The sequence below is a fragment of the Rhodococcus sp. ARC_M12 genome, assembly GCF_022810385.1.
Lineage (GTDB): Bacteria > Actinomycetota > Actinomycetes > Mycobacteriales > Mycobacteriaceae > Rhodococcoides > Rhodococcoides navarretei.
The window spans coordinates 204,945-221,778 of record NZ_JALGQI010000007.1 but is presented as its reverse complement, the minus strand read 5'-3'; the positions used below and the strand labels follow the sequence as shown (position 1 = coordinate 221,778).

The window sequence follows — 16,834 nt, the reverse complement described above, 5'->3', positions numbered from 1 at the left end:
CGGCTAGTCCGCGCCGGCGGTGACGAAACCTTTGTCGACCATCCAATCCCGCGCGACATCGGCCGGTTCACGGCCGTCGACGTCTACCTGCTTGTTCAGCTCGGTTATCTCGGCATTGGTCAGTGCGGCGGAGATCGGAGCGGTGATCTCGGCGATCTGCGGGTACTGCTCGGCGATCGACGAACGAATGACGACGGTGGCGTTGTACCGCGGGAAAAAGCTCTTGTCGTCTTCGAGGACAACAAGATTCAAGCCCTTGATGCGGCCGTCGGTGGTGAACACTTCACCGAACTTGCACTGCGAACCGTCGGCAGTTGCCTGGTAGATGATTCCGGTCTGCAGAATCTGACGGGGTACGGCATCGGGATCGAAACCGTACGTTGCGGCCAGGCCGGGAAATCCGTCCTGTCGGGAGTTGAACTCCGTCTCCACACACAACGACGACGCGGCCGGATCACTCGCGACGAGTGCTGCGTAATCCGAGAGTGTCTTCACCCCGGTCTGTTCGGCAGTCGTCTGGTTCATCGCGAGCGCGTACGTGTTGTCCATCGGCGCAGGATTGACCCACGTCAATCCGTTGGCGACGTCCGCGTCGCGTACCGCGTCGAACTGCTCGGCTGCGTCCGTGATGGGACTTTCGTTGCCCAGATAGTTGATCCAGCCGGTTCCGGTGTACTCGTAGGTGACGTCGACCTGCCCGGCGACCATGGCTTGGCGGGTGCTGTTCGAACCCGAGATATTCGTCAGGTCGCGAACGTCGGCACCGGCAGCGGAGAGCGCGAACTCGAGGATGTAGCCCAACACGATCTGCTCGGTGAAGTCTTTGGATCCGACGGTCAGTTCGGCACCCTCGAGACCCGGCATTACTTCGATGCTCCCGGGTTCGACGGACAGTGGCACGGCACCACCCGACTGCAGACCGCAGCCCGTCAATGCGATCGTGGTGATCGCGCAGAGTGCCACGAGTTGTCTTGTCGAGCGCCGCATCAGCGGAGTCCTTTCGGTCCGAGATAGGCCTCGGCGAGTGCTCCGAGCCAGTCGACGAACAACGCGAGAGCGACGGCGAGAACGCCTCCCACGACGAGAATCAGTGGCTGATAGAGCTTGTAGCCGGTGTCGATCAGAACCCCGAGGCCGCCCGCTCCCACGAGGAAGCTCAGTGTGGCCGTACCGACCGCGAGCACGAGCGACGTGCGCAGACCGGCCAACATGTACGGCACCGCCAGCGGAAACTCGATGCGCCACAGGATGCCGCTGCTGGACATGCCCTGTCCGCGTGCAGCATCGATGTAACTCGGATCGACCTGTTGGAAGCCGAGCATCGTGTTTCGGAGAACGGGAAGGAGTGAGTAGAACGCGATGGGCAGTACGCCGATCCAGAAACCGGTTTTGCCCGTTGCGAGGAAGAGCAACACCAACAGGCCGACCGCCGGGGCAGCTTGACCGATGTTGGCGATACCGATGAATACCGGTGCCAATCTTCGGTAGCCGTTACGGGTCAACAGTATTCCGAGAGGAACAGCGATCGCGAGCACGAGCGCGGTGACGACGATCGTGATGACGACGTGCTCGGACAGCCGCTGGAACAGAGTGCTCGCGTTCAGCGTCTCCTTCTGCGTGGCACTCAAGTCGCGGGTGAACGTGTAGGCAAGAAGAACGACAACGACCACCACGATGATCGCGGGTTGCACCAGCAAGCGAATACGCTCCGCGCGCTTGGCCGCCTGCTGTGCCGTCCGCGCCGTACCGTCGTCCGCTGAGGCGTCGACGGCGGAGGTCTCCGCGGCGGAAGTCACGACGCGCTTCCCGTGGCCACGTCGTCGCGAACAACGTTCGAGTCATGACCTTCAGCACTGTCGTCGTCATGGTCGTGAGCATGCTGCGAACGAATGGTTTTGATGGTGTCGATCAGTTGCTCGATGGTGATGGTTCCGGCGTACTCGCCACGTTTACCGGTGACCGTGGCGGTCGCGTTGCCCTCCGCGAGCAGCGCTTCCAGAGCATCTTGCAGAGTCGACTGAGTGGAGACCATTTCGCCCATCGGCACGCCGACGTCGCGCAAGCTCTTCGCGTCGGTGAGGTGGCGACGATCGGTCCACCGAATCGGTCGCCGACGAGCGTCGAGAATGATTCCCCACGCTTCTGGGTCTCTTCCGAGCGCCGTGTTCATCGACTCGACCGACTCGTCCTCGCCCATGACCGGTACATCCGACAATTCGATGTCTCGTACACGCATCAGCGTCAACTGCTTCAACGCTGCACCTGAGCCGACGAATCCGGCGACGGTCTCGTCGGCCGGATTTGCCAGAACTGCTTCGGGTGTATCGAACTGCAGAATCCGAGATTGGTTGCCCAGCACGGCAATCCGATCACCGAGCTTGACGGCTTCGTCGAAGTCGTGCGTGACGAATACGATCGTCTTGCCCAATTCGGCTTGTAGGCGCATCAATTCGTCCTGGAGCAAACCGCGGGTGATCGGATCGACGGCACCGAAAGGCTCGTCCATGAGCAGTACCGGGGGGTCGGCAGCGAGCGCGCGTGCGACACCGACGCGTTGCTGCTGGCCACCGGACAGCTGGCGCGGATAGCGCTCGCGGTACAACGATGGATCGAGACCAACGAGGTCCAGCATTTCGTCGATGCGATCCGATATCCTCGGCTTCTTCCAGCCGATCAGACCCGGAACCATGCCGACGTTCTCGGCAATCGTCATGTGTGGGAACAGACCTGCCTGCTGGATCGAGTAGCCGATAGTGCGGCGCAGCTCGTTCGGGTTGATCGACAGTGCATCCTCACCGCCGATGGTGATGCGGCCCGACGTCGGCTCTATCAGCCGGTTGATCATGCGCATGGTTGTCGTTTTGCCGCAACCTGAAGGCCCGACCAGCACGACGACTTCGCCCGCGGGGATGGTCATGGACACGTTGTCCACGGCGGCGTCCTTTTGGCCCGGGTAGCTCTTGGTCACGTTCTCCAAGACGATTTCTACGCCGGATACGGTGGTTTTCTCACTCACGGATACCCCTCGAGGTGGTCAGTTTGCCGATCACGACGTAGATCCCATCGAGGATCAACGCCAGCAGGACGATGAGGATGGTGCCGGTCAGTGCCTGTGGGACGGCGGTCGGGCTGCCCACTCGGGCCAGCCCGGAGAACAGCAGGTTGCCCAGGCCAGGGCCTTTGGCGTACGCAGCGATGGCCAGGATGCCCATGGCCAACTGCGTGCTGACGCGCATCCCGGTCAGAATCGAGGGCCATGCGAGAGGAATCTCGATGCGCCGCAACACAAGAATGCGGCTCATCCCGATTCCGCGGGCGGCATCGGTGACCGCCGGATTCACGGCATCGAGGCCGACCACCGTGTTTCGGATGATCGGGAGCAGTGAGTACAGGACCAGGGCGGTCACCGTCGGTCGAACGCCCAGTCCCAGTATGGGAATGAGCAGACCCAACAGAGCGAACGACGGAATCGTCAGCACGGTACTCGCCAGGGCTGTCGCGACGGCAGATCCGGCGGGACTGCGGTAGACGAGGATTCCGATGGCGACGCCGATAACGGTCGCGATGATCACGCATTGCACGACGGCCGAGACATGTAGATAAGAGTCGATCGCCAACTGCCTTCGTCGTCCGACGATGAATTCCCACAGTGCGTCCATGAAGTTCGTTGTCCTCTGTTCGCCCTCAGCAGATACAGGTCTTTACCCCACGTACCGACTATCAAACGCCGACCGGGTCGAATTCTGTTGCAATTTGCCGGAATCGGCACGGAACAGAAACAATCCAGAACACGAAAACGCCCGGCCGAAAGAATCGGCCGGGCGTTCTCAGTGCGAAGTCAGGTCGATCACACGTCGTAGTACAGGGAGAACTCGTACGGGTGCGGACGCAGGTTGACGGGAGCGATTTCCTGCTCACGCTTGAGCGAGATCCAGGTCTCGATCAGGTCGGTCGTGAACACGCCACCCTCGGTGAGGTAGTCGTGGTCGGCCTCGAGCCGGTCGATGACCGCGTTCAGCGAGGTCGGTGCCTGAGGAATGTTCTTGGCCTCCTCGGGCGGCAACTCGTAGAGATCCTTGTCGACCGGAGCCATCGGCTCGATCTTGTTCTTGATTCCGTCCAGGCCGGCCATCATCTGAGCAGCGAAGTTCAGGTACGGGTTGCCCGAGGAGTCCGGCGCACGGAACTCGAGGCGCTTTGCCTTCGGGTTGTTGCCGGTGATCGGGATACGGACCGCAGCGGAGCGGTTGCGCTGGCTGTAGACCAAGTTGATGGGGGCTTCGTAGCCCGGCACCAGACGGTGGTACGAGTTGATCGTGGGGTTGGTGAATGCCAACAGCGACGGCGCATGGTGCAGGATGCCGCCGATGTAGTGACGGGCGAGATCCGACAGCCCGGCGTATCCGGCCTCGTCGTGGAAGAGGGGCTTGCCGTCCTTCCACAGCGACTGGTGCACGTGCATGCCCGAGCCGTTGTCTCCGAACAGCGGCTTCGGCATGAATGTCGCCGACTTGCCGTTCTGCCATGCGGTGTTCTTGACGATGTACTTGAACAGCTGCAGATCGTCTGCCGCGCGGAGCAGCGTGTTGAACTTGTAGTTGATCTCCTGCTGTCCACCGGTGCCGACCTCGTGGTGCGCACGCTCGAGTTCGAAGCCTGCGTTCTGCAGGTTCGTCGAGATCTGATCGCGCAGGTCCACGTAGTGGTCGTACGGAGCGACGGGGAAGTAGCCACCCTTGAAGCGAACCTTGTAACCGAGGTTCGGGCTGCCGTCGGCCTCGGTCTCGGCCCCGGTGTTCCACCAACCCGAGGACGAATCGACCTCGTAGAAAGCGCCGTTCGCCTGCGAATCGAAGCGCACGGAATCGAAGATGTAGAACTCGGCCTCGGCACCGAAGTACGCGGTGTCGGCGATGCCGGTGCTGGCCAAGTACTCCTCGGCCTTGCGTGCGACGTTGCGCGGGTCGCGGCTGTAGGCCTCACGCGTGAACGGATCGTGGACGAAGAAGTCGATGTTCAGCGTCTTCGCGTTGCGGAAGGGATCGACCTGAGCGGTGGCGTAGTCCGGAAGCAGAATCATGTCGGACTCGTGGATGGACTGGAATCCGCGGACGGACGAACCGTCGAACGCGAGGCCGTCTTCCAGGGTGTCCGCCGTGAACGCCTTCGCGGCGATAGAGAAGTGCTGCTGTGCGCCCGGCAGATCCGTGAACCGGATGTCGACGTATTCGATTCCTTCATCCGCGATGAACTTGATGACCTCTTGGGCCGTGGAAAACGCCACGCTTTTGCTCCTTTGTTGAGTCCGTCAACCTGACGTTATGGACATGGTGTTGCCCGCCCGTCAAGCTCGTGTTTCGCCCGTGTTACGCGTCCTGGTTCACGAGTGGCACGAACAACAGTACGTCCGTGTGTTTTCCCGTGTACCCGACCGCGCCTATCCTGGAAATCATGGCACGAATGACAGGGTCCTGGTTGTCCGGACCGGCGGCTGCGAACCCGCGAGAACCCCAGAACTTCCGTGGTGAGGAGTTGGGCCTACCGAAGCAGGGGGTCGGCTCTCTGGCCGGTACCGGGCGCCGAGTTCTCGCGCTGGTGCTCGACTGGACGATGGCGACCGGCGTTGCGTCGTTGATTCTCGGTGGCTACACCACGAGCGGACTGATCTCGACGATCGTGTTGGCCGTGTGGTTCGGCGTCGGTCTGGTGACCGTCTCGCTGTTCTCGTTCACCCCGGGGCAGTTCATCGTCGGTATTCAGGTGGGCCGCATCGACGCACACGCACGAGTCGGCTTCGTCCGTGCACTGGTTCGGCAGTTGATCCTGCTGTTCGTCGTTCCGGCCGTGATCACCGACATGGATGGCCGCGGCATGCACGACCGGGCAACGGGAACAGCCCTGCTGCGGACCCGCTGAGGGGTCTTCGCACCAGGGCTGTCGGAGTGGTCGTGAGTGGCTAGCGGCGCTTCATGGTTCGCTGGACGCCCTTCATCTTGGCTCCGCCGGGAACGGGGCCCTTCGGCATGGCCGGGCCACCCTTGGTGCCCAGAGCGGAGAGCCGCGATTCGATGGTGTCCATGCGCTTGCCGTCGATGTTCTTCGGCAACTTCGCAAGATATTTCTGCAGACCCGAGAGCGGGATCTGGTTCTCTTCGTTTCCGACGATGATGTCGTAGATCGGGGTGTCGCCCACCAGGCGGGCGGTCTTCTTCTTCTCCTGGGCCAGCAGTGACTTCACGCGGTGAGGTGCACCCTCGGCCACGAGAATGACACCCGGCTTACCGATGACGCGATGCACGGCGTCGAGATGGGTGGTTCCGGCGATCGCATTGGTCACCCGCCACGAGCCCTGCAGATTGTCGAGCGCCCAGGCGGCTGCGCCGGCCTGGCCGTCGGCCTTCTTGTACACAGATTTCTGTACCCGGCGGCCGAAGATGATGAAGGCGACGAGCACACCGAGAAGCAAGCCGATGGGGAGCAGGAACCACTGGAATCCGAACGCGAGACCGATCAGAAATCCGACGAGTCCCAGCCCGACGACCGCTCCGATCATCAGCGGAAGGAGAACCTTGTCGTCCTTGCGCTGCATCTGAAACGCCTGCCAGAGCTGCTTGCGTCGTTCCCTCGATGCCTGCTTGCGCGCCGCCTTGGCAGCTGCTTTTACTTCCTTGCTGGGCTTCGCTGCTTTGCCAGCCTTACTGCCGTTCGCCATGCTTCACAGGATACGTCCTGTGCCGGCGCTCACGTGCACCGCGCCGGGTTGGCCGACGACGATCAGCGAGCCGCCAGACGTGCCATCAGCGAACTGGCCTCCTGAGAAGCTTCGCCACCATCGGTGAGGTGACTCATGCTCTCGGGCAGTTCTCGTCCGTGATGGGCCATGGCCTGTGCGTACAGGCGACCCGCGCGGTACGAGGAGCGGACCAACGGTCCGGCCAGCACACCGGCGAACCCGATCTCGGTGGCGTAATCGGAGTGCTCGACGAACTCCTCCGGCTTGACCCAACGCTCCACCGGGTGGTGGCGCGGTGACGGACGCAGGTACTGGGTGATGGTCAGAATGTCGCACCCGGCCTCGTGCAGGTCGCGAATGGCTTCCTGAACTTCTTCGGGGGTTTCACCCATGCCGAGGATCAGATTGGACTTGGTGACCAGGCCGTCGTCGCGGGCCGCGGTGATGACGTCCATCGACCGCTGGTACCGGAAGGCCGGACGGATGCGCTTGAAGATGCGCGGCACCGTCTCGACATTGTGAGCCAGCACCTCGGGGCGCGACGAGAAGACCTCGGCCAATTGATCGGGCTTGGCGTTGAAGTCGGGGATGAGCAGCTCGACGCCGGTGTTCGGATTCAGCTTCTTGATGTACCGAACCGTCTCGGCATACAGCCACGCGCCGCCGTCCTCCAGATCGTCCCGAGCGACGCCGGTGATCGTGGAGTAGCGCAGACCCATGGCCTGCACGGACTCCGCCACCCGGCGCGGCTCGTCTCGATCGAGATCCTCCGGCTTGCCGGTGTCGATCTGGCAGAAATCGCAACGGCGGGTGCATTGCTCACCGCCGATGAGGAAGGTCGCTTCGCGATCTTCCCAGCATTCGTAGATATTGGGGCAGCCGGCTTCCTCGCACACCGTGTGCAGACCTTCGCGCTTCACAAGACCTTTGAGCTCGGTGTACTCCGGGCCCATCTTGGCTTTGGTCTTGATCCAGTTGGGTTTGCGTTCGATGGGGGTCTCCGCGTTTCGGATCTCGAGGCGGAGCAGCTTGCGTCCTTCTGGGGCCACAGTCACAGGATCGATGCTACGCGCCGAAGCGGACCGTCGTGAACTGCGGGTTGATCGACGCCTCCGTGACCGGCGGATGCTCGATCTCGTGGTCCTGCACGGGCATCGACCCGTCCAAGGCGGCCAGCACAGCGCGGGTGACCGCCGGGGTGACGTCGCCGATCGAGACGTCTCGGCCCAGCTCCAGCGACAGCGACGTCACACCGGCATCGGCGATGCCACACGGCACGATGGCGTCGAACCCCGTCATGGCCGCATTGCAGTTCAGAGAGAAACCGTGCAGCGTCACTCCGCGCTGAACACGGACCCCGATCGCAGCGATCTTGCGTTCGGGCAGCCACACGCCGTCTCGCATCTGCGCCGCGAGCCACACCCCGGATCTACCGTCGACGCGCCCGCAGCCGATGCCGTAGGCGGACACGACCGAGATCAGCGCTTCTTCGATACGGCGCACGTACCTGACGACGTCGATGGGGTGCGCGAGTTCGACGATGGGGTAGCCCACCAATTGGCCCGGACCGTGCCAAGTGATCTTGCCGCCACGATCGACCTCGACGACTGGGGTACCGTCCCGCGGCATGTCCTCCTCGGAGGTACGCCGCCCCGCGGTGTAGACGGACGGATGCTCGAGCAGCAGCAGCGTGTCGGAGCCGACGCCGTCCGCCCGGGCACCGGCCAGCTCGCGCTGTAGTGCCCAGGCCTCGGTGTACTCGACGGTGCCCAACTCTCGCACCACGACCGGCTCGGAGCTCGCTCGTGCCGACACTGCGACCGACGGAGAGTTCGCATCACTCATGAGTCGGAACGGTACGCCGCGTCATGAGCCGACGGCCACCCGCAGTGCTTCCCCGATCGTGTTGTGCTCGAAGGTGTAGCCCGCGTCTTCGAGAGCCTTCGGAATTGCCCGGGGCCCGGTCAGGATGGCCTCCTCGGCGAACTCGCCGATCACGGCTTTCAATGCGAAGCCGGGCACCACCCACGGCGCAGGCCGATGTACTGCCCGTGACATCGCACTGTTGAACTGCGCATTGGTCACGGGAGTCGGGCCCACCATGTTCACCGGCCCTCGCAGTGAGTCGTTCTCGATGCCGTGCACGATGGCACCGATCTCGTCCTCCAGAGAGATCCACGGGAAGTACTGACGGCCGCTGCCCAACCGTCCGCCGAGTGCGAACAGGTACAGCGGACGGAGCTTGCCCAGCATGCCGCCGCGTTGCGACAGCACCACACCGCTGCGCAGAAGTATCGTTCGGACACCGGCTTCCGACGCCCTCGAGGTGGCGTTCTCCCAGTCTCGACAGACCTCGGCGAGAAATCCCTCACCGACGGGGGCGCTTTCGTCGACCACTCGGTCGCCGGTGTCGCCATAGAAGTTGACGCCGCTGGCATTGATCAAGGTGGGTACTCCAGCGTCGGCGGCAGCCGCCGCGAGCACCTCGGTCGGCGCGATGCGACTGTCTCGTACCAACTGCTTGTAGGCCCCGGACCATCTCTTGTCGCCGATACCGACGCCGCAGAGGTTGACGATGGCGTCGGCACCGTCGAGCGTGGCGGTGTCGATGCTCCCGCGCGACGGATCCCACTGGGATTCGTCCGGACCCGCCGGCGCGCGCCGAACGAGACGGGTGACGTCGTGGCTCCGGCCCCGCAGAGCTGCGACCAGAGCTGTGCCGATCAAACCTGATGAACCTGCAATGACTACGCGCATGTGAACGAAAGCCTCCTTGACGCAAACGGGGCATCATTCGCGAACGAATGATGCCCCGGATGCACGGTTCGTGCCCCTCTTTTCGAGACTCCGATGCGAATGTTTCGCGCTCTCACGAGAATACGTGAGAGACGCGATTCGCCGGTTGCCTACAGGCCGAGATCGGCCTCGAACGACGCTACTTCGAGACGCTGCTTGATCGTCGTGAGGAAGCGTCCCGCGTCGGCTCCGTCCACCAGGCGGTGGTCGTAGGTGAGCGGCAGGTAGCACATCGAGCGAACACCGATCGACTCGTTGCCCGAGTCGTCCTTGACGACGACCGGACGCTTGACGATCGCACCCGTGCCCAGCATGGCCGCCTGCGGCGGAACCAGGATCGGGGTGTCGAACAGCGCGCCCTGGCTGCCGATGTTGGTGATCGTGAACGTGCCACCGGACAGCTCGTCGGGCTTGAGTCCGCCCGAGCGTGCACGGGTGGCGATGTCGTTGATCGCCCGAGCGATTCCGGCGAGCGACAGATCGCCTGCATTGTGGATGACGGGGGAGAGCAGACCCTGCTCGGTGTCCACGGCGATACCGAGGTGGACATCGGCGTGGTATGTGATCTCCTTGGCGTCCTCGTTGATGCTCGCGTTGACGTTGGGGTGCGCCTTGAGAGCCTCGACGACGGCCTTCGCGAAGAACGGCAGGTACGTCAGGTTGACGCCCTCGCTCTCGGCGAACTTCGCCTTCGCCTTGGTGCGCAGGCCCGCGATCTTGGTGACGTCGACCTCGAAGGTCTGCGTGAGCTGTGCAGAGGTCTGCAGCGACTCACGCGTCTTCTTCGCGGTGATCTGTCGAATCCGGTTGATCTTCTGCGTGGTTCCGCGAAGGTGCGCGAGCTCCGGGCGAACACCAGCGGTGGCCGGGGCAGCGGGCTTCGATGCGGCGGCAGGCGCAGCATCGGCAGCCGGAGCGGCCGGAGCCTTCTTGGCCTCGGCTGCGGCGAGCACATCCTGCTTGCGGATGCGTCCACCGACGCCGGTGCCCTTCACCGTCGACAGGTCGACGTCGTTGTCCGACGCCAGCTTGCGCACCAGGGGAGTGACGTACGGGCTGGAATCACCCGACGGTGCCGATTCCTTGGCGGGAGCGGCCTTGGGAGCCTCCTGCTTGGGCTCGGGCTTCGGCTCGGCCTTGGGGGCTTCCTGCTTCGGAGCCTCCTTCTTCGGCTCTTCCTTCTTCGGCTCTTCGGCCTTCGGGGCCTCGGGCTCCGGCGTGGCCTCGGGGGCCTTCTCGGCCGGCGATCCCGATCCGATGACGGCGAGCTGGCCTCCGACGGCGACCGTGTCGTCTTCCTCGGCGGAGATCTCTAGCAGAGTTCCGGCGACCGGAGACGGGATCTCGGTGTCGACCTTGTCGGTGGACACTTCGAGCAGCGGCTCGTCGACAGCGACCTCGTCGCCGACGGCCTTGAGCCACCGGGTCACTGTGCCTTCGGTGACGGACTCACCCAGCTCGGGCATCGTGACCGGCGTGCCGGATCCGGACGAGCTGGACGAGTCGGACGATGCACTCGCTGCGGGTGCCTCCTCCTCGGCCTGCGGCTCGGGCTCGGCCGCGGGAGTGGGCTCCTCGGCAGCCTCCTCGGGTGCCGACTCCTCGGCGGGCGCGGCGTCCTCGGACGGTGCGTCGGACGAGGATTCCTCGCCCGCGTCACCGATCTGGGCGAGCTCACCACCGATCTCGACGGTGTCGTCTTCCTGAGCGACGATCTTGGTGAGAACACCGGCAGCAGGCGACGGGATCTCGGTATCGACCTTGTCCGTGGAGACTTCGAGCAATGGCTCGTCGACTTCGACGGTGTCGCCTTCTTGTTTGAGCCACCTCGTGACAGTTCCCTCGGTGACGCTCTCACCAAGAGCTGGCATCTGGACGGAGAAGGCCATGTCTGTTGACTCCTCGACAGTTGTATGCGGGTGATGTAGTTCTTACGACTTGTGGTCGCAGACCATTGTGCTGGCGGAACAGGGTTCATGGACGAGAGTTGCGTGATTCGATTCGACGGAGGCACCGGTGCACACGGCACCGATCGAGCAGGTTCCGCTCGATACAGCGCCCACGTCGACACTCCCTCTCGGCAATTCACTAACTCACTTCACGAGCCTTGGTTCACTATCAAGAGAGCTGAACCCTCTAATGTCATCCTTCCATTGTTATCGCCTCGCCGTTCCCCTAGGGCGTGCAACACGCCTGGCAAACTGGCGGGTAACAACATTCCGGCACCAGAACCGGTGATCCATCGGCCGTACGAAAAGGATGTTCTCGTGGGATTGTTCGATCGACTCAAGCGAAGCGGCGGGGGCGCGAAACGAGCCCCGGAGGGGTCGGTCGCCCAGTACCTGGCCGATTGGAGCGCCGCGCGAATCGGTGTCGAGGCCTACGTCGAGCCGAAGACGACGGTCACCCCGCTGACCGTCGTGCTGATCGCGAACGACGGCGAATGGACTCGTCGGCCGTTGGATGAAAAATATGCACGAAAGATCGGACCCGACCTGAAGATCCCGGTGTATGACGTCCGCAAGACCGGCTACCCGCAGCGCATGCGCGATCACGACGCGCGCCAGAAGATAATCAAGAAGCGCGAACAGCAGCAGCGCGACGTGTGATCGAAGTCCGTGCGCGAGGACGTTGCTCCTCGCGCACGGACGGTCCTGATCAGCCGTTCTCGACGATGTCTTCGAGAACCGCGAACATGGTCCGCACGGGAACTCCGGTGCCGCCCTTGCCGGTGTAGCCGAACGGGCCGCCGGTGTTGTAGGCCGGGCCCGCGACATCGATGTGGGCCCATTCGACGCCATCGGCGACGAACTCCTTCAGGAACAGAGCTGCGGCCAGCATTCCGCCCGCCCGGCCGTTGGTGACGTTCGCCAGATCGGCCACCTTGGAGTCGAGTTCGCGTCGAATCTCCTTCGGCAGCGGCATGGCCCACCCGTTCTCGCCGATGGCCTGGGAGATCTCGGCGACCCGGTCGCGGAAGCTGTCGGTACCCATCACGCCCGGCGTTCTGTTGCCGAGCGCGACGACCTGAGCTCCGGTGAGCGTCGCGGTGTCGATGAGGTAATCCGGATCGTCCTCGCAGGCACGCACGATCGCGTCGGCGAGCACCAAGCGGCCCTCGGCATCGGTGTTGATGACCTCGACGGTGATGCCGCTGTACTGGGTCAGCACATCGCCCGGACGCTGCGCGGTGCCCGACGGCATGTTCTCGGCCATCGGCACCGTCGCGACGACATCGAGTGGCAGACCGACCTTCGCGGCCAGGATCACCGTCGCGATGACGGCAGCCGCACCGCCCATGTCCGAGGTCATGTTCTCCATGCCCGCAGCGGGTTTGATGGAGATGCCGCCGGTGTCGAACGTAATTCCCTTGCCGACCAGGGCGACCTTCTTCGCGCCCCGCTTACCGCCCGAGTGCGTCAGTCGAACCAGTCGCGGCAACCGCGAAGAACCCTTGCCGACGCCGTGGATGCCGCCGTAGCCGTCCTTCTCCAGAGTCTTGTCGTCGAGGATCTCGACCTTCAAGCCGGCCGCGGTACACAGAGCCTTGGCCTGCGCGGCGAACTCCTCCGGGTAGAGGTGGCTCGGCGGGGTGTTGACGAAATCGCGTGCCACAGCCACGGATTCGGCGATGGCGACCGATCGTGCCAGCTCGTTCTTGGCTTCCTTGGAGCGAGTGTCGGGAACGAGCAACTCGACGCGGCCGAGGGGAAGACCGTCGGCCTTCGGTGCCGACAGCGCGGACTTGAACTCGGTGAACTGATACGCGCCGAGGAAGAACCCCTCCGCGGCCGCGCCGAGGTCGAGTGCCGACAACGTCGTCGCGGCCGTATCCACGCCCTTCAGTGCGCGAGCCGCAGTTCCGGCCGACTGGCGGATGCGCTCGCTGTCGATGTCGGCTGCGCTGCCGAGTCCGACGGCCAACACGCTGTCCACGGACAGGCCCGACGGTGCGGGAATGCGTACCAGCTCGTCGGCCTTGCCGGTGGCTCCGACGGACTCGAAAGCGTCGAGTAGCGCTGCTGCGATGGCGTCGTCGGAAATGTCGTCGGTGATGGCGAGTTCGAGGCCGTCGTCACTCGTACTCAGCGCGACGACGAGAACGTCGACTTTCTTACCGAGCTTGCCCGCCAGGACCAGGTCGGGTCCGAGAGTGCGGGAAGGCGTCGAAGGGGAAGGCACGTGGCTGCTCCTGTAGGGGTTGACGTGTACGTACCTCGATCCTAGTGACGGACGATCGGCGAACGCAGTCGGTCTGCCGGGCCCGTGACCGCCACGAAGTGAGCTAGCGTGACCGCCATGACGGACACCGAGCTGATCGAGGGACCACTTCACGCCGCGCACACCGAATTGGGCGCGACATTCGCACCTTTCGGCGGCTGGACCATGCCGGTGTCCTATGCCGGGGTCGTTCTCGAGCACGCGGCGGTACGAGAGACCGTGGGACTCTTCGACGTCGGACACCTCGGTAAAGCGTCGGTCACCGGTCCCGGAGCGGCCGCGTTCGTGAACTCCGTACTGACCAACGATCTGAACCGAATCGAACCCGGCAAGGCGCAGTACACCCTGTGCTGCACGGACACCGGCGGTGTCGTCGACGACCTGATCGCGTACTACGTCTCCGACGACGATGTCTTTCTGGTGCCGAACGCAGCCAATACCGCCGCCGTCGTCGCGGCGATGGCCGAGCAGGCACCCGAGGGCGTGTCGGTGGTGAACCAGCATCGCGAGTTCGGAGTGCTGGCGGTGCAGGGGCCGCAATCGGCAGGGGTGCTGCAGGAACTGGGCCTGCCGACCGACATGGACTACATGGCGTTCGAGGACGCCACGTGGAATTCGAGAGCGGTGCGCGTGTGCCGAACCGGATACACCGGCGAACACGGGTACGAGCTCGTTCCCGCGGCAGCAGATGTGGAACCGCTCTTCCGTGCCCTCCTGGCTGCGGTGAGAGCGCGCGGAGGGCAGGTGTGCGGGCTCGGCGCGCGTGACACGCTGCGCACCGAAATGGGGTACCCGCTGCACGGACACGAACTGGCACTGGACATCTCGCCCCTCGAGGCCCGTTGCGGCTGGGCGATAGGGTGGAAGAAGGACGCGTTCTGGGGCAAGGAGGCCCTGACCGCCGAGAAGGCGAGCGGACCGGCGCGAGTGCTGCGCGGACTGAAGGCACTCGATCGTGGTGTCCTTCGTCCCGGCCTCGCCGTCAGGTCTTCGGGACAGCAGATCGGCACGACGACGTCCGGCACCTTCTCGCCGTCGCTCAAGATCGGAATCGCTCTCGCTTTGCTCGACGCGGGAGCCGCACCGGAGGTGGGCACCGAGGTCGAGGTCGATGTCCGTGGGCGTGCGTTGCGCTGCGAAGTTGTCGCGCCGCCGTTCGTCGCAGCGAAGACCAGGTGACCGCGCGAGAGCGCAACGGCCTTGACGATAGGATCTCCGGCATGACAGGTGTTTCCGAGTTCGCGTACGTGCAGCATCCCTCTCCCGCCACTCCAGTGGAGCGCGACGCTGTACTCGCTGCACCCGGTTTCGGAAAGCACTTCACCGATCACATGGTGTACATCGACTACACCCGTGACGGCGGATGGCACGATGCGACGATCGCGCCCTACGGGCCGATCGAACTCGACCCGGCCGCGATGGTGCTGCACTACGGCCAGGCCATCTTCGAAGGCCTCAAGATCTACCGTCAGCCGAACGGCGACCTCTCGACCTTTCGGGTGCACTCCAATGCCGAGCGTTTCCGCTCCTCGGCCCGCCGTCTGGCGATGCCGGAGTTGCCGGACGAGCTGTTCATCGGATCGATCGAGAAGCTTCTCGAACTCGACCACAACTGGGTCCCCGCAGCAGGCGGCGAAGACGCTCTGTATGTCCGGCCGTACATGTTCTCCACCGAGGCCGGGCTCGGCGTGCGCCCCGCCGACTCGTACCGCTACATGCTGATCGCCTCGCCCGCGGGCGCGTACTTCCCCCGAGGCGTCAAGCCGGTGAGCGTCTGGCTGTCCACCGAATACGTCCGGGCGGCACCGGGCGGCACGGGTGCCGCGAAGTTCGCGGGTAACTACGCTGCATCGCTGCTGGCGCAGGCGCAGGCCAGCGACGAGGGATGCGACCAGGTGGTGTGGCTCGACGCCACCGAGCGCCGCTACGTCGAGGAAATGGGCGGGATGAACCTGTTCTTCGTCTTCGGCTCGGGCTCCGATGCCCGCCTGGTGACGCCGTCGCTGTCCGGATCACTTCTCCCCGGCATCACCCGCGATTCGCTGCTGGCCCTGGCGACGGACGCGGGCATCCCCGTCGAAGAGCGGCGGATCTCCACCGAGGAATGGCGCAAGGGTGCGGACTCCGGCGAAATCACCGAGGTGTTCGCCTGTGGCACAGCAGCCGTCATCACTCCGGTGGGCAGCGTCAAGTCCACCGAGGGAACGTTCGAGATCGCGGGCGGCGAGCCGGGTGAGATCACGCTCGCACTGCGTGACACGCTCACCGGCATTCAGCGCGGCACGTTCGCCGACACCCACGGTTGGATGACCACGCTCCGCTAACTCCCGAGAAGCAGGCCGATCGCGGCCAGGGCAGTGGTGGTCTCGATTCCTGCTCCGAGCACGTCTCCGGAGAGTCCACCGAAGCGTCGGACACAGTGCCGAGTGGCCACTGTTCCGAGCGCCAGGACGGCAATGACCACCAGCGGTCCCTGCCACGGGTGATCGCCCCGTGCGAACACGGAGATCGCCACTGCGACAACCACCCACAGCACCGGAGCCACGTTCGACTGCGTGCCTGCGACGAGCGCACCGAAACCGTTCGGCGACGACGCGTCGGTTCCGCGGCGGCACGCGAGCACCACCGACACTCGGCCGATCACCGGCAGGGCAGCGATGGCCCACCACAGTTGCTGCTCCGCGAGCTGGGCGACACTCGCGGCTTGAATCGCCAGGATCAGGGCGATGGTCGCAACTCCGAACGGCCCCGCACTGCCGGACTTCATGACTTCTCGCGCACGTTCGGGTGGGCCGTAACAGCCCAATCCGTCTGCGGTGTCGGCCAAGCCGTCGAGATGCATGCCCCGAGTCAGCAGTGCCGCGGCAGCAACGGTGAGCAGGCCGCCGAGCAGTGGCGACAGTCCCGCCGTGACCGACACCCACAGGACTGCCGCCCAGATGCCGCCGAGGGCAAGACCGACGAGCGGAGCCAACGCTATCGCCCGGCCGGCGGAGTGCCTGTCGACCTCGTCGGGGCCGCGCACGGGCAACACCGTCAACCAGGAGAACGCGAGCACCAGTGCATCGGCTCGCCTGCGCACCG

16 protein-coding genes are annotated in these 16,834 nt (G+C 64.3%); 4 read left to right on the top strand and 12 right to left on the bottom strand.

The features are described from left to right. Positions 1 to 3 precede the first annotated feature (3 nt). The 5 genes from MTX35_RS11445 to glnA form a co-directional block, all read right to left on the bottom strand. Positions 4 to 987: a glycine betaine ABC transporter substrate-binding protein gene (locus MTX35_RS11445; protein ID WP_243595049.1), complete on the bottom strand. Its 984-nt coding sequence runs from the start codon at positions 985 to 987 to the stop codon at positions 4 to 6. Further along, a complete protein-coding gene (locus tag MTX35_RS11440) occupies positions 987 to 1,796 on the bottom strand; it encodes an ABC transporter permease (protein ID WP_374230279.1) in 810 nt (269 codons plus the stop codon). The genes MTX35_RS11445 and MTX35_RS11440 overlap by 1 nt, the downstream gene beginning before the upstream one ends. Continuing rightward, positions 1,793 to 3,016, bottom strand: a complete 1,224-nt coding sequence (locus MTX35_RS11435; protein ID WP_243595048.1) for an ABC transporter ATP-binding protein — start codon at positions 3,014 to 3,016, stop codon at positions 1,793 to 1,795. The genes MTX35_RS11440 and MTX35_RS11435 overlap by 4 nt, the downstream gene beginning before the upstream one ends. Next, positions 3,009 to 3,659, bottom strand: coding sequence for an ABC transporter permease (locus tag MTX35_RS11430; protein WP_243595047.1), 651 nt, complete (start codon positions 3,657 to 3,659; stop codon positions 3,009 to 3,011). The genes MTX35_RS11435 and MTX35_RS11430 overlap by 8 nt, the downstream gene beginning before the upstream one ends. A gap of 188 nt (positions 3,660 to 3,847) precedes the next feature. After that, positions 3,848 to 5,284, bottom strand: coding sequence for a type I glutamate--ammonia ligase (gene glnA, locus MTX35_RS11425; protein WP_032368128.1), 1,437 nt, complete (start codon positions 5,282 to 5,284; stop codon positions 3,848 to 3,850). Between the two features lie 167 nt (positions 5,285 to 5,451). On the opposite strand from glnA, the gene MTX35_RS11420 reads away from it, so the two are divergent. Next, positions 5,452 to 5,916, top strand: a complete 465-nt coding sequence (locus tag MTX35_RS11420) for an RDD family protein (protein ID WP_243595046.1) — start codon at positions 5,452 to 5,454, stop codon at positions 5,914 to 5,916. A gap of 40 nt (positions 5,917 to 5,956) precedes the next feature. Here the strand turns inward: MTX35_RS11420 and MTX35_RS11415 are convergent, their stop codons facing one another. From MTX35_RS11415 to sucB, 5 genes are all read right to left on the bottom strand, one after another. Further along, positions 5,957 to 6,712, bottom strand: coding sequence for a DUF4191 domain-containing protein (locus tag MTX35_RS11415; RefSeq protein WP_243595045.1), 756 nt, complete (start codon positions 6,710 to 6,712; stop codon positions 5,957 to 5,959). A gap of 62 nt (positions 6,713 to 6,774) precedes the next feature. Then, positions 6,775 to 7,788 carry a lipoyl synthase gene (gene lipA / locus MTX35_RS11410; protein ID WP_176459221.1) on the bottom strand — a complete coding sequence of 338 codons (1,014 nt, stop codon included), beginning with the start codon at positions 7,786 to 7,788 and terminating at the stop codon, positions 6,775 to 6,777. A gap of 10 nt (positions 7,789 to 7,798) precedes the next feature. Continuing rightward, complete coding sequence (lipB, locus tag MTX35_RS11405; RefSeq protein WP_243595044.1) at positions 7,799 to 8,578, bottom strand: lipoyl(octanoyl) transferase LipB; 780 nt, start codon at positions 8,576 to 8,578, stop codon at positions 7,799 to 7,801. A 21-nt stretch (positions 8,579 to 8,599) separates the two neighbouring features. Next, on the bottom strand, positions 8,600 to 9,490 hold the full coding sequence (locus tag MTX35_RS11400) for a TIGR01777 family oxidoreductase (RefSeq protein ID WP_243595043.1): 891 nt from the start codon (positions 9,488 to 9,490) through the stop codon (positions 8,600 to 8,602). A 149-nt stretch (positions 9,491 to 9,639) separates the two neighbouring features. Beyond that, positions 9,640 to 11,418 (bottom strand): 2-oxoglutarate dehydrogenase, E2 component, dihydrolipoamide succinyltransferase, encoded by a 1,779-nt coding sequence (sucB, locus tag MTX35_RS11395; RefSeq protein ID WP_243595042.1) that lies wholly within the window; start codon positions 11,416 to 11,418, stop codon positions 9,640 to 9,642. Between the two features lie 378 nt (positions 11,419 to 11,796). Between sucB and MTX35_RS11390 the strand changes: the two genes are divergently transcribed. Then, on the top strand, positions 11,797 to 12,138 hold the full coding sequence (locus MTX35_RS11390; RefSeq protein WP_243595041.1) for an oxidoreductase: 342 nt from the start codon (positions 11,797 to 11,799) through the stop codon (positions 12,136 to 12,138). A gap of 49 nt (positions 12,139 to 12,187) precedes the next feature. Here MTX35_RS11390 and MTX35_RS11385 read toward each other — a convergent pair whose 3' ends face one another. Then, positions 12,188 to 13,711 (bottom strand): leucyl aminopeptidase, encoded by a 1,524-nt coding sequence (locus tag MTX35_RS11385; protein ID WP_243595040.1) that lies wholly within the window; start codon positions 13,709 to 13,711, stop codon positions 12,188 to 12,190. A 117-nt stretch (positions 13,712 to 13,828) separates the two neighbouring features. On the opposite strand from MTX35_RS11385, the gene gcvT reads away from it, so the two are divergent. Next, on the top strand, positions 13,829 to 14,929 hold the full coding sequence (gene gcvT / locus MTX35_RS11380) for a glycine cleavage system aminomethyltransferase GcvT (RefSeq protein WP_243595039.1): 1,101 nt from the start codon (positions 13,829 to 13,831) through the stop codon (positions 14,927 to 14,929). A gap of 41 nt (positions 14,930 to 14,970) precedes the next feature. After that, positions 14,971 to 16,074, top strand: a complete 1,104-nt coding sequence (locus MTX35_RS11375; RefSeq protein WP_243595038.1) for a branched-chain amino acid aminotransferase — start codon at positions 14,971 to 14,973, stop codon at positions 16,072 to 16,074. On the opposite strand, the gene MTX35_RS11370 is transcribed toward MTX35_RS11375, so the two are convergent. Then, complete coding sequence (locus MTX35_RS11370; protein ID WP_243595037.1) at positions 16,071 to 16,832, bottom strand: adenosylcobinamide-GDP ribazoletransferase; 762 nt, start codon at positions 16,830 to 16,832, stop codon at positions 16,071 to 16,073. The two genes, MTX35_RS11375 and MTX35_RS11370, sit on opposite strands and share 4 nt — an antisense overlap. Between the last annotated feature and the right edge of the window lie 2 nt (positions 16,833 to 16,834).

Coding starts and splice junctions, on each gene's coding strand:
- MTX35_RS11445 (WP_243595049.1), bottom strand. CDS start 987: ATGCGGCGCTCGACAAGACAACTCGTGGCACTCTGCGCGATCACCACG.
- MTX35_RS11430 (WP_243595047.1), bottom strand. CDS start 3,659: ATGGACGCACTGTGGGAATTCATCGTCGGACGACGAAGGCAGTTGGCG.
- MTX35_RS11420 (WP_243595046.1), top strand. CDS start 5,452: ATGGCACGAATGACAGGGTCCTGGTTGTCCGGACCGGCGGCTGCGAAC.
- MTX35_RS11415 (WP_243595045.1), bottom strand. CDS start 6,712: ATGGCGAACGGCAGTAAGGCTGGCAAAGCAGCGAAGCCCAGCAAGGAA.
- lipB (WP_243595044.1), bottom strand. CDS start 8,578: ATGAGTGATGCGAACTCTCCGTCGGTCGCAGTGTCGGCACGAGCGAGC.
- MTX35_RS11400 (WP_243595043.1), bottom strand. CDS start 9,490: ATGCGCGTAGTCATTGCAGGTTCATCAGGTTTGATCGGCACAGCTCTG.
- sucB (WP_243595042.1), bottom strand. CDS start 11,418: ATGGCCTTCTCCGTCCAGATGCCAGCTCTTGGTGAGAGCGTCACCGAG.
- gcvT (WP_243595039.1), top strand. CDS start 13,829: ATGACGGACACCGAGCTGATCGAGGGACCACTTCACGCCGCGCACACC.
- MTX35_RS11375 (WP_243595038.1), top strand. CDS start 14,971: ATGACAGGTGTTTCCGAGTTCGCGTACGTGCAGCATCCCTCTCCCGCC.